Source organism: Pseudomonas sp. KnCO4 (genome assembly GCF_045344305.1).
GTDB classification, from domain to species: domain Bacteria; phylum Pseudomonadota; class Gammaproteobacteria; order Pseudomonadales; family Pseudomonadaceae; genus Aquipseudomonas; species Aquipseudomonas anuradhapurensis.
The window spans coordinates 1,319,190-1,338,519 of the sequence record NZ_CP174199.1; the positions used below are offsets into that span (position 1 = coordinate 1,319,190).

Sequence of the window (19,330 nt, forward strand, 5' to 3'; positions counted from 1 at the left end):
CTTCCTTTGTGGTGAATGTCTTGGGTTAGCGGTTGCCTGTGAGATCGAGCGCTGCGCGGGCGGCGCTCGATCTCACCCACATCGCCTATCTCAACCCAGCCCGGAGGCGCTCAGGCGCTCAATCGGGCTTGAGCGGCAAGACGGTTGATTGCTGCATCCAGCTCGTCCAGTGCCTGCTGCGCCTGCGGGTGCTCCTGCTTGAGCAGGGTCTCGCTGCGTTGGCAGGCGGCACGCAGCTGCGGTACACCGCAATAGCGCGAGGCGCCGTTCAGGCGGTGCACCTGCTCGATCAGCGTGGTGCGGTCGTCGGCCTCGCGGGCGGCACGTATGGCTTCGCGGTCGGTGTCCAGCGAGGCCAGCAGCATGCTCAGCATGTCCGCCGCCAGGTCTGCCTTGCCGGCCGCCAGGCGCAAGCCTTCCTCGGGGTCGAGCACTTGCAGTTCGTCGCCGCCGGCCAGTTGTTCGACCAGGCGCTCCTGCTGAGGCACGCCCAGGCTCAGCCCGGTCCATTTCATCACCACCTGGGCCAGCTGTCGTTCGCTGATCGGTTTGGTCAGGTAGTCGTCCATCCCACCGTGCAGCAGCGCGCGTTTCTCGTTGGCCATGGCGTGGGCGGTGAGGGCGACGATCGGTAGCGGGTTGCCGCTCTGGGTGTTTTCCCACAGGCGGATCTGTTCGGTGCAGGCGCGGCCGTCCATGCCGGGCATCTGCACGTCCATCAGCACCAGGTCGAAGGGCTCGCTCTGCACCGCCTGCAGCGCGGCATAGCCGTTGTCGACGGCCAGCACCTCGGCCCCCAGGTCTTCGAGCAGGGTCTGCACCAGAAGCAGGTTGGCCGGATTGTCGTCGACACACAGGATCTTCGGCTGGCGCTGGCCGTTGACGCTGGTTGCCTCGCCGTGCGTGCGGCGCGGTTGCACCAGCTCCAGCAACAGGCGCCGCAGCTTGCGGGTACAGGTCGGCTTGGACAGCAGCTGGCCATGGCCATTGGGCAGGTAGGGATGGTACAGCGCCTGCTCGGTAGTCGGGCACAGCACCACGCACTGGCAATGGTAACGTTCCAGCTGCTGGTGGTAATGGCCCAGTTGTTCGGGCGACAGGTTGCCCAGGTTGGCCCCGAGCACGGCGAACTCGAACGGCTGGCCGGCCTGGCTGGCGGCCTGCACAGCCTGCAGCAACTGGTCGTAGGAGGTGAACGGGCTGACGCTGAGGCCGCAGTCTTCCAGCTGATGTTCCAGCGCCTGGCGAGCCAGTTCGTGGCCATCGACAATGGCCGCGCGGCGGCCCAGCAGCGGTTGCAGTGGCTGCTCCTGGAGGTCGTCGTGGGCCTTGGGCAGGTTGAGGCTGATCCAGAACTGCGAACCCTCGCCCGGGGTACTGTCAACGCCGATTTCGCCGCCCATCTGCTCGATCAGGCGCTTGGAAATCACCAGGCCCAGGCCGGTGCCGCCGGGCTGGCGCGCCAGCGAGTTGTCGGCCTGGCTGAACGCCTGGAATAGCGTGCGTACATCCTGCGGCGACAGGCCGATACCGGTGTCCTGCACGCTGATGCGCAACTGCGCGCTGTCTTCATGTTCGTCGTCGAGCATGGCGCGCACGACGATGGTGCCTTCGCGGGTGAACTTGATGGCGTTGCTGACCAGGTTGGTGAGGATCTGCTTGAGCCGTAGCGGGTCGCCGATCAGCGACGACGGCGTGTCGCGGTAGATCAGGCTGAGCAGCTCCAGCTGCTTGGCGTGGGCGGCCGGGGCGAGGATGGTCAGGGTATCCTGGATCAGGTCCCGCAGGTTGAACGGGATGCTGTCGAGCACCAGCTTGCCCGCCTCGATCTTCGAGAAGTCGAGGATCTCGTTGATGATCCCCAGCAGGTTGTCGGCGGACTTCTCGATGGTGCTGAGGTAGTCCAGCTGGCGCGGCGTCATTTCGCTTTTCTGCAGCAGGTGGGTAAAACCGAGGATGCCGTTGAGCGGGGTGCGGATTTCATGGCTCATGTTGGCCAGGAATTCCGACTTGATGCGGCTGGCCTCCAGGGCCTCCTTGCGCGCCATGTCCAGCTCGATGTTCTGGATCTCGATGGTTTCCAGGTTCTGGCGCACGTCCTCGGTCGCCTGGTCGATGCTGTGCTGCAGTTCTTCGTGGGCGTTGTGCAGGGTTTCGGCCATGCGGTTGATACCGCGCGCCAGTTCGTCCAGCTCATGGCTGCCGAGGGCCGGCAGGCGCTCTTCCAGGTGGCCGTCCTTGAGCTGGTTGACCGCGTGCTTGATCCGCTCGATGGGGTCGTTGATGGTGCGGCTCATGCGCAAGGCCAGCAAGCCGCTGAGCACCAGGCAGGCGAGGATCAGCAACAGGCTGGTGAACAGGTTGCGGTAGCCGCGCAGCAGCGTGCCGTCGTGGGATAGCTCGATCTCGACCCAGCCCAGCAGGCGTTCGGCTTCGGCCGGCACGGCTTCGGTGGCCAGGTCACGGTGGTGGCCAAACACCGGCATCAGGTAGCGCGTGGCGTCATTGCCGCTGCGCTGCAGCAGCTGCATGCCGGTACCGCCGCTCGGCGGCTGGTTGAGCATGCTCGGGCCAGCGTGGGCCAGCCGTGTGCGGTCCGGGGCGAGGAAGGTGACGGCGCGCACATCGGCCTGCTCCAGGGTTTGCGCGGCAATGCGCTCCAGTTGCGCCGGTGCCAGCTTGGCCATGGCGGGCGCGGCCAGTGGCGCCAGCTGCTCGGCAATCATCTTGCCGCGTTGCAGCAACTGGGTGCGCAGGTCATTTTGCTGCAGCCAGGTGAAATAACTGCCCAGCACCAGGGCCATCAGGCCGGCCGGCAACAACGCCAGCAGCAGGACCCGGCTGCGAATTCCCAAGCGATCGAGCACACTCGCCTCCTGTCATGTGCCTGGACGCCGTCAAGCGAGGACGGCCAAGGCGGGAAGTTACTCCGCCCGCCGTGCTATTGCACCTGTTTAGTACGTGTTTTGCACCCGTGGCGGCGTATTGCGGGCGGGGCGGTTGCCCGGCAGGCGCAGGATGCCCAATAATTGCGCAATTGAGAATGCATGACAGTTGCCAATGAATCCTGAAGTTGTTCACAACTCCAATATCCTCGCCATCGAGGATGACCCGGTCCTGGGTGCCTATCTGCACGAACAGCTGCAGCGCGGCGGCTACCAGGTCACCTGGTGCCGCAATGGCCTGGAGGGCCTGGAAACAGCAGGGCGCCGCGCCTTCGATGTGGTGCTGATGGACATCCTGCTGCCCGGGCTCAACGGCCTGGATGCCCTGGCGCAGTTGCGCCAACGCAGCGCCACGCCGGTGATCCTGATGTCGGCACTGGGTGCCGAGGCCGACCGCATCAACGGTTTCCAGCGTGGCGCCGATGATTACCTGCCCAAGCCGTTCAGCATCGCCGAACTGCGCGTGCGCATCGAGGCGATCCTGCGCCGGGTCGCCCTCGAGCGTCGCCACAGCGCTCCGCAGGCGCAGCTCGCCAGCGGTGGATTGCACTTTGACGAGGGCCTGTGCGATGTACGCCTGCACGGCCGCCTGGCCGGCCTCACCCCCAGCGAATATCGCCTGCTCGATATCCTCAACCGCAACCGCGACGAGGTGCTGAGCAAGCCGTTCCTGTACCAGCAGGTATTGCAACGGGGCTATTCACGGCATGACCGCAGCCTGGACATGCATGTCAGCCAGATCCGCCGCAAGCTCAAGGCCATCGGTTATCACGCCCGGCAGGTGCGTACCGTGTGGGGCAAGGGCTACGTGCTCAGCGCCAGCGAGCTGGAGTGACCCATGCTCGACCGCCACTCGTTGTTCTGGAAGCTGGCCATCCTGCTGGTGGGCTTCTGCCTGCTGATGATCGGCCTCAGCTACACCTGGGGCCGGCACATGGAAACCCAGGACGCCTTTCTTTCGGAGCCGGCGCGGCAGGTGTTGCAGGGCTATGCCAGCGAGGCCGAGCAGGCCTGGCGCAGTGGCGGGCGGGCAGGGCTGGACCGCTGGGTGGCGGCGATGCGCCAGCGCGAACGCGGTTGGGTTGGCGTATTCGACCTCAACCTGCGGCCACTCGACAGCGCCAGCCTCGACCCGCAGACCATGCAACGCTTGACCCGCCTGCGCGGTGTCGACTGGCCGATGAGCCAGCGCACCGTGGGGCAGCCATGGCTGCGCATACCGTTTCCGGGGGCAGCGGACCAGGGCCTGCTGGTGATCGAACTGCCGCAGCGCTTCAACCCCGGCCAGCACCGGCTGTTATGGCGGGTCGTCACCAACGGCATCATCCCTGGCCTGTTCACCCTGCTGCTGTGCGTGGGGCTTTACCGCATGCTGATCGTGCCGTTGAACCAGTTGCGCGAGCAGGCCAACGCCTGGCGCGCCGACCAGCTGTCGGCGCGCCTCGACTCACGTACCATCGCCCGCCACGACGAACTGGGCGAACTGGCCCGCGCCTTCGACCAGATGGCCGAGCGCTTGCAAGGGACGGTGGCGATGCAACAGCAGTTGCTACGCGACCTGTCCCACGAAATGCGTACGCCGCTCAGCCGGCTGCGCGTGGCCTGCGAGAGCGAAACCGACCTGCCACGCCTGCGTGAACGCTTGTCACGGGAGCTGGGCTGCATGCAGCAACTGGTCGAAGATACCCTGCAACTGGCCTGGCAGGATGCCGAGCGCGCGCCGATGAACCTGGAGCCGATCGAGGTCCATGCCCTGTGGGAATTGCTCGCCGAGAACGCCAGTTACGAGAGCGGCTGGTCGCTGGCGCGGTTGCGCTGCGAGGTGCCGGCCGACTGCTGGGTGCTGGGTAACCTCAATCATCTGGCCCAGGCGCTGGAGAACCTGTTGCGCAATGCCATTCGGCATTCACCGGCCGAGGGCGTGGTGCGCTTGGGCGGGCAGCGTGACGGCAGTTATTGGCGGCTGTGGCTGGAGGATGAAGGTGGCGGCGTAGGTGAAGACGACCTGGAGCGAATCTTTGCGCCGTTCTCCCGGCTGGACGGCTCACGGCCTGGGGATGGGGGCTTCGGCCTGGGGTTGAGCATCGCCCGCAGTGCCATTCAGCGCCAGGGCGGGACCTTGTGGGCGGAGAATGGCAAACGCGGGCTGCGGTTGTGGATGCGCTTGCCCTTACATGCAGCGCTGGCCCCACAGCCCGCGCGTTCCCTGTAGGAGCGGCCTTGTGTCGCGATGGGGCGCGCAGCGGCCCCGGCAATTCTAGCGGCGAAGCGGCACCTAGGGCCGCTGCGCGCCCCAATCGCGACACAAGGCCGCCCCTGCAGGCGGCACAACAGGCGCATATAGCCTGTAGCTATATTCATCACAGATTGCGTGATATGGCCGCGAAGGGTTTGCCGGTATGATAGGCGCCCCTGCCGTCCGGATTGTGAAATACGCCATGACCTTGCAGTACCCAACCATCGCCGATTGCGTCGGCAATACGCCTCTGGTTCGCCTGCAGCGCATCGCTGGCGAAACCAGCAATACCCTCCTGCTCAAGCTCGAAGGTAACAATCCTGCCGGCTCGGTGAAGGACCGCCCGGCACTGTCGATGATCACCCGCGCCGAACTGCGCGGCCAGATCAAGCCCGGCGACACCCTGATCGAAGCCACCTCCGGCAACACCGGCATCGCCCTGGCGATGGCGGCGGCGATCAAGGGCTACAAGATGATCCTGATCATGCCTGACAACTCCACCGCCGAACGCAAGGCCGCCATGACCGCCTACGGCGCCGAGCTGATCCTGGTGACCAAGGAAGAGGGCATGGAAGGTGCCCGTGACCTGGCCGAGAAGCTGCAGGCCGAAGGCCGTGGCCTGGTGCTGGACCAGTTCGCCAACGGCGACAACCCGATCGCCCACTACACCAGCACCGGCCCGGAGATCTGGCGGCAGACCCAGGGCAGCATCACCCATTTCATCAGCTCCATGGGCACCACCGGTACCATCATGGGCTGCTCGCAGTACCTCAAGGAACAGAACCCGGCGGTGCAGATCATCGGCCTGCAGCCGATGGAAGGTTCGGCCATCCCGGGTATCCGCCGCTGGCCCGAGGAGTACCTGCCGAAGATCTTCGACGCCACCCGCGTCGACCGTGTGGTCGACATGTCGCAGCAGGAAGCCGAAGACACCACCCGCCGCCTTGCCCGTGAAGAGGGCATTTTCTGCGGCGTGTCTTCCGGTGGTGCGGTCGCGGCCATGCTGCGCCTGTCCCGCGAGGTGGAAAACGCCACGATGGTCGCGATCATCTGCGACCGTGGCGACCGTTACCTGTCCACCGGCCTGTTCGACCTGAGCTAAATGTCCAAGAAAAAAAGCAACAGCGGCCTGCGTTTCCAGCCGGCCGGTGGTAACCGTACCGCCCAGGTACCCGTGGGCAAGAAGCAGCGGCTGGACATCGAGCGGCTGGCGGGTGACGGCCGGGGTATCGCCTTTTTCGAGGGGCGCACCTGGTTCGTCAGTGGCGCCCTGGCCGGCGAAGCCGTGGAGGCGCGGGTGCTCAATGCCCGTGGCAAAGTGGTCGAGGCCCGCCTGGAGCGGCTGCTGCAGGCCAGCCCGGAGCGCCGTGAGGCGCCTTGCCGGCATTACGATCGTTGTGGTGGCTGCAACCTGCAGCACCTGCCGCACGAGGCGCAACTGGCGCTCAAGCAGCGCACCCTGGCCGAGCAACTGCAGCGGGTCGCCGGCGTGCAACCCGAAGAGTGGGCGCCGCCGCTGAGCGGGCCGCAATTCGGCTACCGTCGCCGCGCCCGCGTGGCGGTGCGCTGGGATGCCAAGGCACGCCAACTGCAGGTGGGCTTCCGCGCCGAAGCCAGCCAGGACATCATTGCCATCGACGATTGCGCAGTGCTGGTACAGCCCTTGCAATCGATTCTGCGTCATCTGCCGACTGTGCTGCGTTCCTTGAGCAAGCCGCAGGCGCTGGGCCATGTCGAATTGTTCAGCGGCACTGCCGAGGCGTTGCTGGTGCGCCATGTCGCGCCGTTGCCAGCAGAAGACCTGGCCAGGCTGCAAGCGTTCTGCGAGCAGGCCAAGGCGCAACTGTGGCTGCAAGGCGAAGGTGAGCCGGCAGCGCTGCAGCCGGCTGCGCAACTGGGCTTCGCCCTGGCGCCATGGCAGCTGGAACTGGCCTGGCGCCCGGGTGACTTCGTGCAGGTGAATGCCCAGGTCAACACGGCGATGATCGAGCAGGCCCTGGCCTGGCTGGCACCGCAGGCCGACGAGCGTGTGCTGGACCTGTTCTGCGGCCTGGGCAACTTCGCCTTGCCGCTGGCGCGCCAGGCGCGCGAGGTGGTGGCAGTGGAAGGCGTGCAGGCCATGGTCGATCGGGCCGCAGCCAATGCCCGGAACAACAATGTGCATAACGCACGGTTTTTTCAGGCCGATTTATCGCAGCCTTTGGCAGGCACCGGATGGGCCGCCGAGGGCTTTTCTGCGGTACTCTTGGATCCACCGCGCGACGGTGCTTTCGAGGTGGTGCAAGGCATCGCCCGCCTCAAGGCCAGAAGGCTGGTCTACGTATCGTGCAATCCGGCCACGCTGGCGCGAGACGCCCAGGTGCTGGTCGGCCAGGGGTACCGGTTAAAAAGGGCCGGGATTCTCGACATGTTTCCTCAAACGGCGCATGTCGAGGCCATGGCGTTATTCGAAGCGGGCTAGCTGACTGGCCCCTTGGTGCGGCTTTCAGGGAATGGCAGCCGCACGGTGATCGCCAGCGCGCCCGCGTGGTGCGCTGTATGGAAAGGTAAAACAAAGATGGTACAGGTGAGAGTGCACCAGCCGGTCAACACTGACGGCAGTATCAATCTCGAAGCATGGTTGGACCATGTGGTGAGCGTCGATTCGGCACTGGATCGCGCAGCGCTGAAAGAGGCCTGCGAGTTCGCCCATGAAGTCGAGAAAAAAGGCAATCCGGCCAAGCATTCCTGGGCGGACGGGACGTCCAGCTTCCAGGCAGGCCTGGAAATCGCCGAAATCCTCGCCGACCTCAAGCTCGACCAGGATTCCCTGGTAGCGGCGGTCATCTACCGCTCGGTGCGCGAGGGCAAGGTGACCCTGGCCGAGGTCAGCCAGCGTTTCGGCCCGGTAGTGTCCAAGCTGATCGACGGCGTGCTGCGCATGGCGGCCATCAGCGCCAGCCTCAGCCCGCGGCAGTCGCTGGTGCTGGGTTCGCAGGCGCAGGTCGAGAACCTGCGCAAGATGCTCGTGGCCATGGTCGATGATGTGCGCGTGGCGCTGATCAAGCTGGCCGAGCGCACCTGCGCGATCCGTGCCGTCAAGGCCGCCGACGACGAGAAACGCCTGCGGGTTGCTCGCGAGGTGTTCGACATTTATGCGCCGCTGGCGCACCGCCTGGGCATCGGCCACATCAAGTGGGAGCTGGAAGACCTGTCCTTCCGCTACCTCGAGCCCGACCAGTACAAACAGATCGCCAAGCTGCTGCACGAGCGGCGGCTGGACCGCGAGCGTTTCATCAGCGACGTGATGAACCAGCTGCAGAACGAGCTGTTGGCCACCGGCGTGAAGGCCGACATCAGCGGCCGGGCAAAACACATCTATTCGATCTGGCGCAAGATGCAGCGCAAGGGCCTGGAGTTCAGCCAGATCTACGACGTGCGCGCAGTGCGCGTGCTGGTGCCGGAAATTCGCGACTGCTACACCGCACTGGGTATCGTGCACACGCTGTGGCGACACATTCCCAAGGAGTTCGACGACTACATCGCCAACCCCAAGGAAAACGGCTACCGCTCGCTGCACACCGCGGTGATCGGCCCCGAGGGCAAGGTGCTGGAAGTGCAGATCCGTACCCACGGCATGCACGAGGAAGCCGAGCTCGGGGTTTGCGCCCACTGGCGCTACAAGGGTACCGACGTCAAGTCCAGCTCCAACCATTACGAAGAGAAGATCTCCTGGCTGCGCCAGGTGCTGGAATGGCACGAAGAACTGGGCGACATCGGTGGCCTGGCCGAGCAGTTGCGGGTCGATATCGAGCCGGACCGGGTCTACGTGTTCACCCCTGACGGCCACGCCATCGACCTGCCCAAGGGCGCCACCCCGCTGGACTTCGCCTACCGCGTGCACACCGAAATCGGTCACAACTGCCGCGGCGCCAAGATCAACGGGCGCATCGTGCCGCTCAACTACAGCCTGCAGACCGGCGAACAGGTCGAGATCATCACCAGCAAGCACGGCAACCCCAGCCGTGACTGGTTGAACTCCAACCTGGGCTACGTCACCACCTCGCGTGCACGGGCCAAGATCGTGCACTGGTTCAAGCTGCAGGCTCGCGACCAGAACGTCGCTGCCGGCAAGACCTTGCTCGAGCGTGAACTCAGCCGCCTGGGCCTGCCGCAAGTGGACTTCGAGCGCCTGGCCGAGAAGACCAACGTCAAGACCGCCGAAGATATGTTCGCCTCGCTCGGCGCCGGCGACCTGCGCCTGGCCCACCTGGTCAACGCGGCCCAGCAGTTGCTTGAGCCTGAGCGCATCGAGCAGATCGAACTGGTGCCGCGCAAGCCTACCGGGCCGCGCACCGGCAAGCGTGGCGACATCCAGATCCAGGGGGTCGGCAACCTGTTGACGCAGATGGCCGGCTGCTGCCAGCCGCTGCCGGGCGACGCCATCGTCGGCTACATCACCCAGGGCCGTGGCGTGAGCATTCACCGCCAGGACTGCGCCTCGGTGCTGCAGTTGGCGGGCAAGGAGCCCGAGCGCATGATCCAGGTCAGCTGGGGGCCGATCCCGGTGCAGACCTACCCGGTGGATATCGTCATACGAGCCTACGACCGCCCGGGCCTGCTGCGCGACGTGTCGCAAGTGCTGCTGAACGAGAAAATCAACGTGCTGGCGGTGAACACCCGCTCGAACAAGGAAGACAACACCGCGTTGATGTCGCTGACCATCGAGATTCCCGGCCTGGACGCGCTGGGGCGCCTGTTGGGGCGGATCTCGCAGTTGCCGAACATCATCGAGACGCGGCGCAATCGTACGCCTTGAGACTGCGGCGCCTGCTTCGCGGTGCGGGTTGATCCGCGAAGCAGCCACCACCGAAGGACCTGCTTGGATGACCTATACCCTTGACGACCTGCTGCACCTCATGGCCCGCCTGCGCGACCCGCAGTACGGCTGCCCATGGGACCTGCAGCAGAACTACGCGAGCATCGTCGCGCACACCATCGAAGAGGCCTACGAAGTCGCCGATACCATCGAGCGCGGCGATTTCGAGCACCTGCAAGGCGAGCTGGGCGACCTGCTGTTCCAAGTGGTCTACTACAGCCAGCTGGCCCGCGAAGAGGGGCGCTTCGAGTTCGCTGGCGTGGTCGACAGCATCACCCGCAAGCTCATTCGCCGCCACCCGCATGTGTTCCCCACCGGTGAGCTGTATGCGCCGGTAGACACCCCCAGCTTGAGCGAGGCCCAGGTCAAGTCACGCTGGGAAGAAATCAAGGCCGAAGAGCGTGCGGAAAAGAGCCAGCCCGAACAGTTGTCGCTGCTCGACGACGTACCGGCGGCATTGCCGGCGTTGTCGCGTGCCGCCAAACTGCAAAAGCGCGCGGCCACCGTCGGTTTCGACTGGCCTGAGGCATTACCGGTGCTGGACAAGGTCCGCGAGGAACTGGACGAAGTGCTGCAGGCCATGGCTGACGGCGATAGCGATGCGCTCGAAGATGAAATCGGCGACCTGCTGTTCGCCACCGTCAACCTGGCCCGCCACCTCAAGCATGACCCGGAACATGCCCTGCGCCGCGCCAACCGCAAGTTCGAGCGGCGTTTTCGCTTCATCGAACAGGTATTGCGCGACAGCGGGCGCCCCATCGAAGATTGTAGCCTTGACGAGCTGGACGCCCTCTGGGGTGAAGCCAAACGTCAGGAAAAGAACCTGCCCAGCTGCGGCTGAGCTGTTGCATAAGTGAGTGAACATTCATGAGCCTTTCCCTTCGCGACCAATTGCTCAAAGCCGGTCTGGTCAACCAGAAACAGGTTTCCCAGGCCAACAAGGCCGAGAAGAAACAGAAACGCCTGGAGCATAAAGGCCAGGTCGAGGTGGACGACAGCCAGCAGCGCATGGCCAAGGAAGCCATGGCCGAGAAGGCCAAGCGGGACCAGGAGCTGAACCGCCAGCAGCAGGAAAAAGCCGAGCAGAAGGCCCGGGCGGCGCAGATCAAGCAACTGATCGAAGCCACCCGCCTGCCCAAACTGAACACCGAGGATTACTACAACTTCGTCGACGACAAGAAGGTCAAGCGTATTGCCGTCAACGCCCTGATGCGCACCAAGCTGAGCAACGGTGCGCTGGCCGTGGTGTCGTTTGGCGGTGGTTACGAGGTCATCCCGCGGGAAGCGGCGGTGAAGATCCAGGAGCGTGACCCCAGCCGTGTCCTGCTGCTCAACACCCATGTCGAAGAAGCGGACGAGGACGACCCGTATGCGGCCTACAAGATCCCGGACGACCTGATGTGGTAAACAGCAAAAACCCCGCCTTGGCGGGGTTTTTCATGGGTAGCGGGTTCACTGCGTGGTGCGCTGGTTTTCCAGGTTTTCCAGCTCGACCCGGTACTGGTGCGCTTCGTGCTCGTTGTGGAACATGCCCACCAGCTGGCCTTGTTGGTGCACATCCCAGATCCGCACGCCAGCGGCCAGGCCTTCGTGGGACATTTTCGATTCGTCGCGTTCGGTTACTTGGACTGTCATCGGTAAACTCCACTGCTTGAGTTGGCTGCGACACTCTGTCGCACACCCTCTTTATAGAGTTTGTTAGCAGGCTAAGTAAATAAAACCGCCATGAAACAAGTTTCATCAACAGTCCCTGGGCCTGCTGGTGCGCTTTTGTAGGAGCGGCCTTGTGTCGCGATGGGGCGCGCAGCGGCCCCAGGATCTTTGCCTTGACGCAAGATTGCCGGGGCCGCCCTGCGGCCCATCGCGACACAAGGCCGCTCCTACAGAAGTTGGTGCAAGCCAGGCAGAAAAAAGCCCCGCTCAAGGCGAGGCTTCGGGTGCTTCAGGCAGTGCGGCTCAGTTGCCCTTGACCGGCTTGCCATCGACCGTGCCATCCTGCAGCACGATCACGTACTCCTTGCCATCGGTTTCGACCTGGCGCAGTTGCACCAGCAGGTAATCCCAGTTCTTGGCGAACCACAGCTCGGTGATGCGCTTGCTCTGGCTAGGGTCACGGACACGCTCGACCTTCACTGCATCGACCTGGCCGGTCTTGGTGGTGACCTTTTCGGTGCCCAGGACGCGGAAATCGTAGGTGTCGATCTCGTCACCGTCGACCACCTGGTAGGTCATGCTCTTCTTGCCAGCGGCCACGTCATGCTGCAGGGCCAACTGGTAGGACGACTTGTCCAGCACACCACGGTTCAGCGGCAGGTTGATGGCATCGCCACGATCGCTGCCGGTGACCTTCTTGGCGTTCCAGTCGAAGTTCAGGTCGACCTTCTTGGCCTTGCCCAGGCCGCCGCGCTCGAAGTGATACTGCTGCGGCAGCAGGGTATCGTTGTCCATGCGCAGGGTGCTTTGCTCGGTCAGGCTGGCGATCATCATGGAAGCCTTGAAGTTAAGGTCCCAGGTACCGTTGGCATTCTTGACCAGGCTGCGTTCGGCGGTGCCGCTCATGGGCAGCTGCTTCCAGTCGGCGGTGTAGCTGGCCGAGAAAGGCTTCAGATCAGCTGCCTGGAGGGGCAGGGCGAGCACGGCGAGAGCCAAGAGCAGGGCGCGACGCATAAATTCTCCTAGGATCGAATCAGGTGACCGCTGGCCGCCAGGGGTTGGCCATCCAGTAATGCGCCGTGTTCGCCAAGACGCAAGCGCCCTTCAGCGTACCAGCGCACCGCCAGCGGGTAGATCAGATGTTCCTGGCGGTGTACCCGCTGGGCCAGGCTTTCGACGGTGTCGTCAGACGCCACCGGCACTACAGCCTGTACGACCAATGGGCCGCCATCGAGTTCCTCAGTCACGAAGTGTACGCTGCAGCCGTGCTCGGCGTCGCCTGCCTCCAGCGCCCGCCGATGGGTATGCAGGCCCTTGTACTTGGGCAGCAGCGACGGGTGGATATTGAGCAGGCGGCCTTGGTAGTGACGCACGAAGTCACCACTGAGGATGCGCATGAAACCGGCCAGCACCACCAGGTCCGGGGCAAAGCCGTCGATGCGCGCCATCAGCGCGGCATCGAAGGCTTCACGGCTGTCGAACTGGGTGTGCTCGAGCACGACGCTGTCGATGCCGGCTGCCGCGGCGCGTTGCAGGCCGTAGGCGTCGGCGCGGTTGGAAACCACCGCGCGGATGCACACCGGGCTGTCCTGGCCTTGGCAGCTGTCGATCAGCGCTTGCAGGTTGCTGCCGGAACCCGACAGCAGTACCACTACATTGCAGGTCTTGCTTGGCATCAGTGTGCCTTGAGGTTCTGCAGCTCGACCTGGGCAGCGCCCTCGGCGGCTTCGGCGATGTGGCCGATCACCCATGGCTGCTCACCGGCGGCGCGCAGTTCGTTCAGTGCAGCTTCTACCTGGTCCTGGGCGACACAGATGACCATGCCGACGCCGCAGTTCAGCACGCGGTGCATTTCGTGCTCGTCGACGTTGCCTTTTTCCTGCAGGAAGTCGAACACCGCCGGGCGCTGCCAGCTGGCCACGTCGATCACCGCCTGGGCGTTGGCCGGCAGTACGCGCGGGATGTTGTCCAGCAGGCCACCACCGGTGATGTGGGCCATGGCCTTGACCGCGCCGGTGTTCTTGATCAGCTGCAGCAGCGGCTTGACGTAGATGCGGGTCGGCGCCATCAGCAGGTCGGCCAGCGGCTTGCCGTCCAGCTGGGTGTTCTCGATGTCGGTGGCGGACACTTCGAGGATCTTGCGGATCAGCGAATAGCCGTTGGAGTGCGGGCCCGAGGAGGGCAGGGCGATCAGCGCGTCGCCGGTGGTGACCTTGGAACCGTCGATAATCTCGGCCCTCTCCACCACGCCGACGCAGAAGCCGGCCAGGTCGTAGTCTTCGCCTTCGTACATGCCCGGCATCTCGGCGGTTTCACCGCCGACCAGCGAGCAGCCAGCCAGTTCGCAACCGGCGCCAATGCCGGTGACCACGGTGGCAGCGACATCGACGTTGAGCTTGCCGGTGGCATAGTAGTCGAGGAAGAACAGCGGCTCGGCACCGCACACCACCAGGTCGTTGACGCACATGGCGACCAGGTCCTGGCCGATGCTGTCGTGCTTGTTCAGGTTCAGCGCCAGGCGCAGCTTGGTGCCGACGCCATCGGTGCCGGAGACCAGCACCGGTTGCTTGTAGCCGGCCGGGATCTCGCAGAGGGCGCCGAAGCCGCCCAGGCCACCCATGACTTCAGGGCGTGCGGTGCGTTTTGCCACGCCCTTGATGCGTTCGACCAGTGCTTCGCCGGCGTCGATGTCTACACCGGCGTCCTTGTAGCTCAGGGAGGGTTGCTTGCTCATTGATCCAGGCCTTTAGGAGGGAGGGATTCTAAAAAAACGACCGTGACGGCCAAGGCCGGCTGGTAGGCGGCGGCTGCCTGAAACGTCAGTGGTCTGTGAAGGCGCGCGATTTTATCAGGGTTGCCGGGCAGCGGCCATCCTCAGGCCGACGGGCAGGGCGGTAATTGTTGAAAAAAGCCTGAGGGTGGTTGATGCGGTTGCATATGTATAAGCTGCAAGCAACGGGCTTCACGCTGCGCGACACGCCAGCCTGGCGCTCGGCCTGCTTTTTCTTGCAGCGTCAGGCTTGCGGCCTGATGCTCGACTGGACAGGAATCCTCCATGCGTTTGTTCAATATTCTGGCAGCCGGTTGCCTGGCCCTGTTCGCGGCCACCGTCCAGGCTGAAAATGTCGCTGGCCTTTACCAGGTACGCGAACCGGTCACCGGGCCGGGCGCCGAAGCCCGCGCAGCGGCTACCGCCAAGGCGCTCGACACCCTGGTGCTGCGCCTGACCGGCGACCCCAAGGCGGCACAGAACCCGGCACTGGCCGAGCTGCGCAAGGACCCGCAGCAAATCATCAACCAGGTCGCCAGCGAAGCCGGGCCACCCGAGGCGGTGCTGGTCGAGTTCGACCCCGGCAGTACCGAGCGGGCCCTGCGCAAGGCCGGCCTGGCCTTGTGGGGCAGCAACCGGCCATCGATCCTTGGCTGGTGGCTGAGCGACAGTGCCGAAGGCAGCAGCCTGGTTGGCGACGGCCAGGCCAGCGCCGAACCGCTGCGCCGCGCCGCCCAGCACCGTGGCTTGCCGCTGCGCCTGCCGCTGGCCGACCTGCAGGAGCAACTGGTGGCCAACGCCGAGCATATCGAAGGCGGCGACCCGGCGCCGCTGCGCGAAGCATCCGAGCGCTACGGCGCCGATGCCTTGCTGGCGGTGCATGCCCGCGAAGCCGACGGCAAGTGGCAAGGCAAATGGCAGTTGTGGCTGGGCGACCAACGCGAGCAAGGCACCGCCGAGGGCGCCGACCCGGCCGCCTTGGCCGACGCCGTGATGCAGGCGGTCAGCGTCCGCCTGGCGCCGCGCTACGTCACCCGCCCCGGTGCCAGCAGCCAGCTGCAGGTGCAGGTGCAGGGGATGAACCTGCAGCGCTACGCCGAGCTGGCACGTGTGCTCGAGCCCTACGGCCCCCGCCTGCAGATGGCCGAGGGCAGTACCCTGACCTATGCGGTGACGGCCAACCGCGAACAGCTGCGGGCCCAGCTTGGCCTGGCCAGGTTGCAGGAGCTACCGGCCGAACAGGCGCCGGCGTTGCCAACCCCGCCAGCTGCGGCGGCGGGCGTGCCAGCCGCCGCGCCGGCCCAGCCTGCGCTGGCGCCGTTCGACGGCCTGCGTTTTCGCTGGTAAGGGGATGCACATACCATGACCGACGTACGTCGTTGGATCTGGCTGGGCGTTGCCTTGCTGGTCGCCGTGCTGCTTTATAGCCTGCACAACATCCTCACCCCATTCCTGATCGGTATCCTCCTGGCTTACCTGGCCGACCCGCTGGTCGATCGCCTCGAACGCCTGGGGCTGTCACGCACCTGGGGCGTGATCGTGGTGTTCGGCTTGTTCACCTTGCTGTTGCTGGCCTTGCTGCTGGTGCTGGTGCCGCTGCTGGCCAAGCAGCTGGTGCGCCTCTACGAGCTGGCGCCACAGATGCTCGACTGGCTCGAACACGTGGCCCTGCCCTGGGTGCAGAGCCGCCTGGGCCTGGCTGACGGTTTCTGGAAATTCGACCGGATCAAGGCCGCCATCGGCAGCCATATGGGCCAGACCACCGATATGGTCGGCATGCTGCTGTCGCATGCCACTGCTTCAGGCCTGGCGCTGATGGCCTGGCTGGCCAACATGGTGCTGGTTCCGGTAGTGGGCTTCTATCTGCTGCGCGACTGGGACCTGATGATGGCCAAGCTGCGTGGCCTGCTGCCGCGCCAGCGCGAGCCGCAAGTGATGGGCCTGGCGGGCGAATGCCATGAAGTGCTGGGGGCGTTCGTGCGCGGGCAATTGATGGTGATGGTGGCCCTGGGGGTCATCTATTCGGCCGGGCTGATGCTGGTGGGGCTGGAGCTGGGGCTGCTGATCGGCATGCTCGCCGGGCTGGCGGCCATCGTACCGTACATGGGCTTCGTCATCGGCATCGGCGCGGCCCTGGTGGCGGGCCTGTTCCAGTTCGGTGGCGACTGGTACCCGCTGCTGGGCATCGTTGCGGTGTTCATGGTCGGCCAGGCACTGGAAGGCATGGTGCTGACGCCGTTGCTGGTGGGTGACCGCATCGGCCTGCACCCGGTGGCGGTGATCTTCGCCATCCTGGCCGGCGGTGAACTGTTCGGCTTCACCGGCGTGCTGCTGGCGCTGCCGGTGGCGGCGGTGATCATGGTGTTGCTGCGGCATGTGCATGACCTGTACAAGGAATCGGAGATGTACGCCGGGGGCGTCGACCCGGAGCTTTGATGCCAGGCCTTTGTAGGAGCGGCCTCGCGTCGCGATGGGCTGCGCAGCAGCCCCAGGATCTTCGCTCAAGCACACATAGCCGGGGCTGCGGCGCAGCCCATCGCGACACAAGGCCGCTCCTACACGGCGCGCAGGCCCTATTTGGTACGCAACTCCTTGATTTTGCTTGTGCTATCGGTTGCCGCGATTGTGCACCCCGCGTTGCGGGTATAGACTTTGCAGATTGTTCACCAAAGGCCCCCTGCGGTCCTGCGACCGCCCGCGAGCATGAAACCACCGATCCAGTTGCCCCTGGGTGTGCGCCTGCGCGATGACGCCACCTTCATCAACTACTATCCGGGCGCCAATGCTGCGGCATTGGGTTACGTCGAGCGGCTATGCGAAGCCGACGCCGGCTGGACCGAGAGCCTTATCTACCTGTGGGGCAAGCAGGGTGTTGGCCGTAGCCACCTGCTGCAGGCCGCCACCCACCGCTTCCAGCAACGCGGCGAGCCTGCCGTGTACCTGCCCCTGGCACAATTGCTCGACCGCGGCGTCGAGTTGCTTGACTACCTGGCCCAGTACGAACTGGTGTGCATCGACGACTTGCATGTAATCGCCGGCAAGGCCGACTGGGAAGAGGCCATGTTCCACCTGTTCAACCGCCTGCGTGACAGCGGTCGGCGGCTGCTGCTGGCGGCCTCGGCGTCGCCGCGCGAGCTGCCGATCAAGCTGCCCGACCTGAAGTCGCGGCTGACCCTGGCCCTGGTGTTCCAGATGCGTGGCCTGTCCGACGAAGACAAGCTGCGCGCCCTGCAATTGCGTGCTTCGCGCCGTGGTCTGCACCTTACCGACGAAGTCGGCCACTTCATCCTTACCCGTGGCGCACGCAGCATGAGTGCCCTGTTCGACCTGCTCGAACGCCTCGACCAGGCCTCGTTGCAGGCGCAACGCAAGCTGACCATCCCGTTCCTCAAGGAAACCCTCGGCTGGTAAGTGCCGAAAACGCTGGGCCAGAGCGGCAAAACAAAAAAGTCACATCTTTTTCGATAAAATTTGCAAATGGCCATGATAGAGGGCATAGTTTCACCCTTCTAAAGGATTACAGACACGGTCGTGCCCATGCTGAAGCGCTTCGCACCCCTCGTGCCACTCGCACTCGTGACCCTGCTTTTTGGCTGTGCGGCCCATGGCCCGGCTTCTCATTCCGAGCAGCAGCCCCAGGATCACACACCGATCGCCGCAGAATCGGCGTTCAAGGCCAAAGCCTCGTCCTCGTCGGTATTCGGCGAGCCGGAAGAGCTGGCCACCGAAGATGATCTGGAGGCGTTCTCCAGCAGCAAGCCTTACCAGTTGCCAGTCTTGGCTGACAGCATTCTCGAGCGTGGCATGTCGCTGATCGGCACCCGCTACCGCTTCGGCGGCACCTCGGAGAAATCTGGCTTCGACTGCAGTGGTTTCATCGGCTACTTGTTCCGCGAAGAGGCGGGCGTGACCCTGCCGCGTTCGACTCGGGAAATGATCAACGTCGATGCCCCGAAAGTGGCGCGCAACAAGCTCAAGCCAGGTGACCTGCTGTTCTTCAGCACCAACGGCCGCGGTCGCGTCAGCCATGCCGGCATCTACCTGGGTGACAACCAGTTCATCCACTCCAGCAGCCGCCGCAGCGGTGGCGTGCGCATCGACAGCCTCGGTGACAGCTACTGGAGCAAGACCTTCATCGAAGCCAAGCGTGCCTTGGCCATGGCGCCGACCAATATCGCGCGCAACTGATAGCAAAATGATGTACCCTGCCGCGGCGGCGATGCTTTGAAAAAAGCTCGCCGCCGTGCGCATTTATAGAAAGCGTCTAATCTAAATTCTCAACTCTTTTCGGCTGCGGCCCCGCGACCTCAGACAGGATGTTCTGGCCATGGTAAAAATGGCGCGCTTCGCATTGATCTCCCTGGCAGCCTTGCTGGCTGCCTGCTCCAGCCGCGCGCCTGCGCCGGCCCCTGTGGTACAACCACAGGTCACCTACAGTCAGCCCAGCCCATCGCCAATCGCCGACGACGTGTTGATGCGGGCCATCGGCCTGGTGGGCACGCCCTATCGCTGGGGCGGCAATACCCCGGATTCCGGCTTCGACTGCAGTGGCTTGATCAAGTATGTCTACCGGGATGCGGCTGGTATCAGCTTGCCGCGTTCGACGCGAGAGATGATTGTCATGCGGGCGCCGACAGTCGATGCCGGGTCGCTGCAGTCCGGTGACCTGGTATTCTTTGCCACCGGCGGTGGTTCGCAGGTCAGCCATGCCGGCATCTATGTCGGGGAGGGGCGCTTCGTGCATGCACCTTCCACAGGCGGCACGGTGCGCCTGGACTACCTGTCCAACAGCTACTGGGCCAAGGCCTACCTGCAGGCCAAGCGGGTGATCCCTTCGGGCCACCTGGCGCAGAATCCGTGAATGCCAG

Annotated in this window: 17 protein-coding genes; 12 read left to right on the forward strand and 5 right to left on the reverse strand. The window is 64.6% G+C overall.

Features of this window, described 5'->3' with window-relative positions:
• Positions 1-110: 110 nt before the first annotated feature.
• On the reverse strand, positions 111-2,867 hold the full coding sequence (locus ACJA3S_RS06160; RefSeq protein ID WP_406821170.1) for a response regulator: 2,757 nt from the start codon (positions 2,865-2,867) through the stop codon (positions 111-113).
• A 193-nt stretch (positions 2,868-3,060) separates the two neighbouring features.
• Between ACJA3S_RS06160 and ACJA3S_RS06165 the strand changes: the two genes are divergently transcribed.
• From ACJA3S_RS06165 to ACJA3S_RS06195, 7 genes are all read left to right on the forward strand, one after another.
• Positions 3,061-3,780, forward strand: coding sequence for a response regulator transcription factor (locus ACJA3S_RS06165; protein ID WP_406821171.1), 720 nt, complete (start codon positions 3,061-3,063; stop codon positions 3,778-3,780).
• A gap of 3 nt (positions 3,781-3,783) precedes the next feature.
• Entirely contained in the window at positions 3,784-5,157 is a 1,374-nt protein-coding gene (locus tag ACJA3S_RS06170; protein ID WP_406821172.1) for a histidine kinase sensor domain-containing protein, read from the forward strand.
• A 226-nt stretch (positions 5,158-5,383) separates the two neighbouring features.
• Entirely contained in the window at positions 5,384-6,283 is a 900-nt protein-coding gene (gene cysM, locus ACJA3S_RS06175) for a cysteine synthase CysM (protein WP_406821173.1), read from the forward strand.
• Complete coding sequence (gene rlmD / locus ACJA3S_RS06180; RefSeq protein ID WP_406821174.1) at positions 6,284-7,642, forward strand: 23S rRNA (uracil(1939)-C(5))-methyltransferase RlmD; 1,359 nt, start codon at positions 6,284-6,286, stop codon at positions 7,640-7,642. It begins immediately after the preceding gene.
• A 96-nt stretch (positions 7,643-7,738) separates the two neighbouring features.
• Complete coding sequence (relA, locus tag ACJA3S_RS06185) at positions 7,739-9,979, forward strand: GTP diphosphokinase (RefSeq protein WP_085626475.1); 2,241 nt, start codon at positions 7,739-7,741, stop codon at positions 9,977-9,979.
• A 67-nt stretch (positions 9,980-10,046) separates the two neighbouring features.
• Positions 10,047-10,880, forward strand: coding sequence for a nucleoside triphosphate pyrophosphohydrolase (gene mazG, locus ACJA3S_RS06190; RefSeq protein WP_406821175.1), 834 nt, complete (start codon positions 10,047-10,049; stop codon positions 10,878-10,880).
• 26 nt (positions 10,881-10,906) lie between these two features.
• Positions 10,907-11,446, forward strand: a complete 540-nt coding sequence (locus tag ACJA3S_RS06195; RefSeq protein WP_406821176.1) for a DUF2058 domain-containing protein — start codon at positions 10,907-10,909, stop codon at positions 11,444-11,446.
• 45 nt (positions 11,447-11,491) lie between these two features.
• On the opposite strand, the gene ACJA3S_RS06200 is transcribed toward ACJA3S_RS06195, so the two are convergent.
• The 4 genes from ACJA3S_RS06200 to purM form a co-directional block, all read right to left on the reverse strand.
• Positions 11,492-11,674: a hypothetical protein gene (locus ACJA3S_RS06200; RefSeq protein WP_060483692.1), complete on the reverse strand. Its 183-nt coding sequence runs from the start codon at positions 11,672-11,674 to the stop codon at positions 11,492-11,494.
• Between the two features lie 321 nt (positions 11,675-11,995).
• Entirely contained in the window at positions 11,996-12,706 is a 711-nt protein-coding gene (locus ACJA3S_RS06205) for a DUF3108 domain-containing protein (protein ID WP_170028715.1), read from the reverse strand.
• Between the two features lie 8 nt (positions 12,707-12,714).
• Positions 12,715-13,368: a phosphoribosylglycinamide formyltransferase gene (gene purN, locus ACJA3S_RS06210; RefSeq protein WP_170028716.1), complete on the reverse strand. Its 654-nt coding sequence runs from the start codon at positions 13,366-13,368 to the stop codon at positions 12,715-12,717.
• Positions 13,368-14,426: a phosphoribosylformylglycinamidine cyclo-ligase gene (gene purM, locus ACJA3S_RS06215; RefSeq protein WP_406821177.1), complete on the reverse strand. Its 1,059-nt coding sequence runs from the start codon at positions 14,424-14,426 to the stop codon at positions 13,368-13,370. Before purM ends, purN begins: the two co-directional genes overlap by 1 nt.
• Before the next feature lie 321 nt (positions 14,427-14,747).
• On the opposite strand from purM, the gene ACJA3S_RS06220 reads away from it, so the two are divergent.
• From ACJA3S_RS06220 to ACJA3S_RS06240, 5 genes are all read left to right on the forward strand, one after another.
• A complete protein-coding gene (locus ACJA3S_RS06220) occupies positions 14,748-15,809 on the forward strand; it encodes a DUF2066 domain-containing protein (protein ID WP_406821178.1) in 1,062 nt (353 codons plus the stop codon).
• 15 nt (positions 15,810-15,824) lie between these two features.
• Positions 15,825-16,898 carry an AI-2E family transporter gene (locus ACJA3S_RS06225; RefSeq protein ID WP_406821179.1) on the forward strand — a complete coding sequence of 358 codons (1,074 nt, stop codon included), beginning with the start codon at positions 15,825-15,827 and terminating at the stop codon, positions 16,896-16,898.
• A 267-nt stretch (positions 16,899-17,165) separates the two neighbouring features.
• Positions 17,166-17,873 (forward strand): DnaA regulatory inactivator Hda, encoded by a 708-nt coding sequence (gene hda, locus ACJA3S_RS06230; protein ID WP_003252443.1) that lies wholly within the window; start codon positions 17,166-17,168, stop codon positions 17,871-17,873.
• A 126-nt stretch (positions 17,874-17,999) separates the two neighbouring features.
• Positions 18,000-18,650, forward strand: a complete 651-nt coding sequence (locus ACJA3S_RS06235) for a C40 family peptidase (RefSeq protein ID WP_406821180.1) — start codon at positions 18,000-18,002, stop codon at positions 18,648-18,650.
• A gap of 139 nt (positions 18,651-18,789) precedes the next feature.
• Positions 18,790-19,323, forward strand: a complete 534-nt coding sequence (locus ACJA3S_RS06240) for a C40 family peptidase (protein WP_289134491.1) — start codon at positions 18,790-18,792, stop codon at positions 19,321-19,323.
• Positions 19,324-19,330: the final 7 nt, after the last annotated feature.

What these genes read in the sequence shown, in the direction of transcription:
- ACJA3S_RS06165 (WP_406821171.1), top strand. Translation starts at nt 3,061, where the DNA reads ATGAATCCTGAAGTTGTTCACAACTCCAATATCCTCGCCATCGAGGAT.
- ACJA3S_RS06170 (WP_406821172.1), top strand. Translation starts at nt 3,784, where the DNA reads ATGCTCGACCGCCACTCGTTGTTCTGGAAGCTGGCCATCCTGCTGGTG.
- cysM (WP_406821173.1), top strand. Translation starts at nt 5,384, where the DNA reads ATGACCTTGCAGTACCCAACCATCGCCGATTGCGTCGGCAATACGCCT.
- rlmD (WP_406821174.1), top strand. Translation starts at nt 6,284, where the DNA reads ATGTCCAAGAAAAAAAGCAACAGCGGCCTGCGTTTCCAGCCGGCCGGT.
- relA (WP_085626475.1), top strand. Translation starts at nt 7,739, where the DNA reads ATGGTACAGGTGAGAGTGCACCAGCCGGTCAACACTGACGGCAGTATC.
- mazG (WP_406821175.1), top strand. Translation starts at nt 10,047, where the DNA reads ATGACCTATACCCTTGACGACCTGCTGCACCTCATGGCCCGCCTGCGC.
- ACJA3S_RS06195 (WP_406821176.1), top strand. Translation starts at nt 10,907, where the DNA reads ATGAGCCTTTCCCTTCGCGACCAATTGCTCAAAGCCGGTCTGGTCAAC.
- ACJA3S_RS06200 (WP_060483692.1), bottom strand. Translation starts at nt 11,674, where the DNA reads ATGACAGTCCAAGTAACCGAACGCGACGAATCGAAAATGTCCCACGAA.
- ACJA3S_RS06205 (WP_170028715.1), bottom strand. Translation starts at nt 12,706, where the DNA reads ATGCGTCGCGCCCTGCTCTTGGCTCTCGCCGTGCTCGCCCTGCCCCTC.
- purN (WP_170028716.1), bottom strand. Translation starts at nt 13,368, where the DNA reads ATGCCAAGCAAGACCTGCAATGTAGTGGTACTGCTGTCGGGTTCCGGC.
- purM (WP_406821177.1), bottom strand. Translation starts at nt 14,426, where the DNA reads ATGAGCAAGCAACCCTCCCTGAGCTACAAGGACGCCGGTGTAGACATC.
- ACJA3S_RS06220 (WP_406821178.1), top strand. Translation starts at nt 14,748, where the DNA reads ATGCGTTTGTTCAATATTCTGGCAGCCGGTTGCCTGGCCCTGTTCGCG.
- ACJA3S_RS06225 (WP_406821179.1), top strand. Translation starts at nt 15,825, where the DNA reads ATGACCGACGTACGTCGTTGGATCTGGCTGGGCGTTGCCTTGCTGGTC.
- hda (WP_003252443.1), top strand. Translation starts at nt 17,166, where the DNA reads ATGAAACCACCGATCCAGTTGCCCCTGGGTGTGCGCCTGCGCGATGAC.
- ACJA3S_RS06235 (WP_406821180.1), top strand. Translation starts at nt 18,000, where the DNA reads ATGCTGAAGCGCTTCGCACCCCTCGTGCCACTCGCACTCGTGACCCTG.
- ACJA3S_RS06240 (WP_289134491.1), top strand. Translation starts at nt 18,790, where the DNA reads ATGGTAAAAATGGCGCGCTTCGCATTGATCTCCCTGGCAGCCTTGCTG.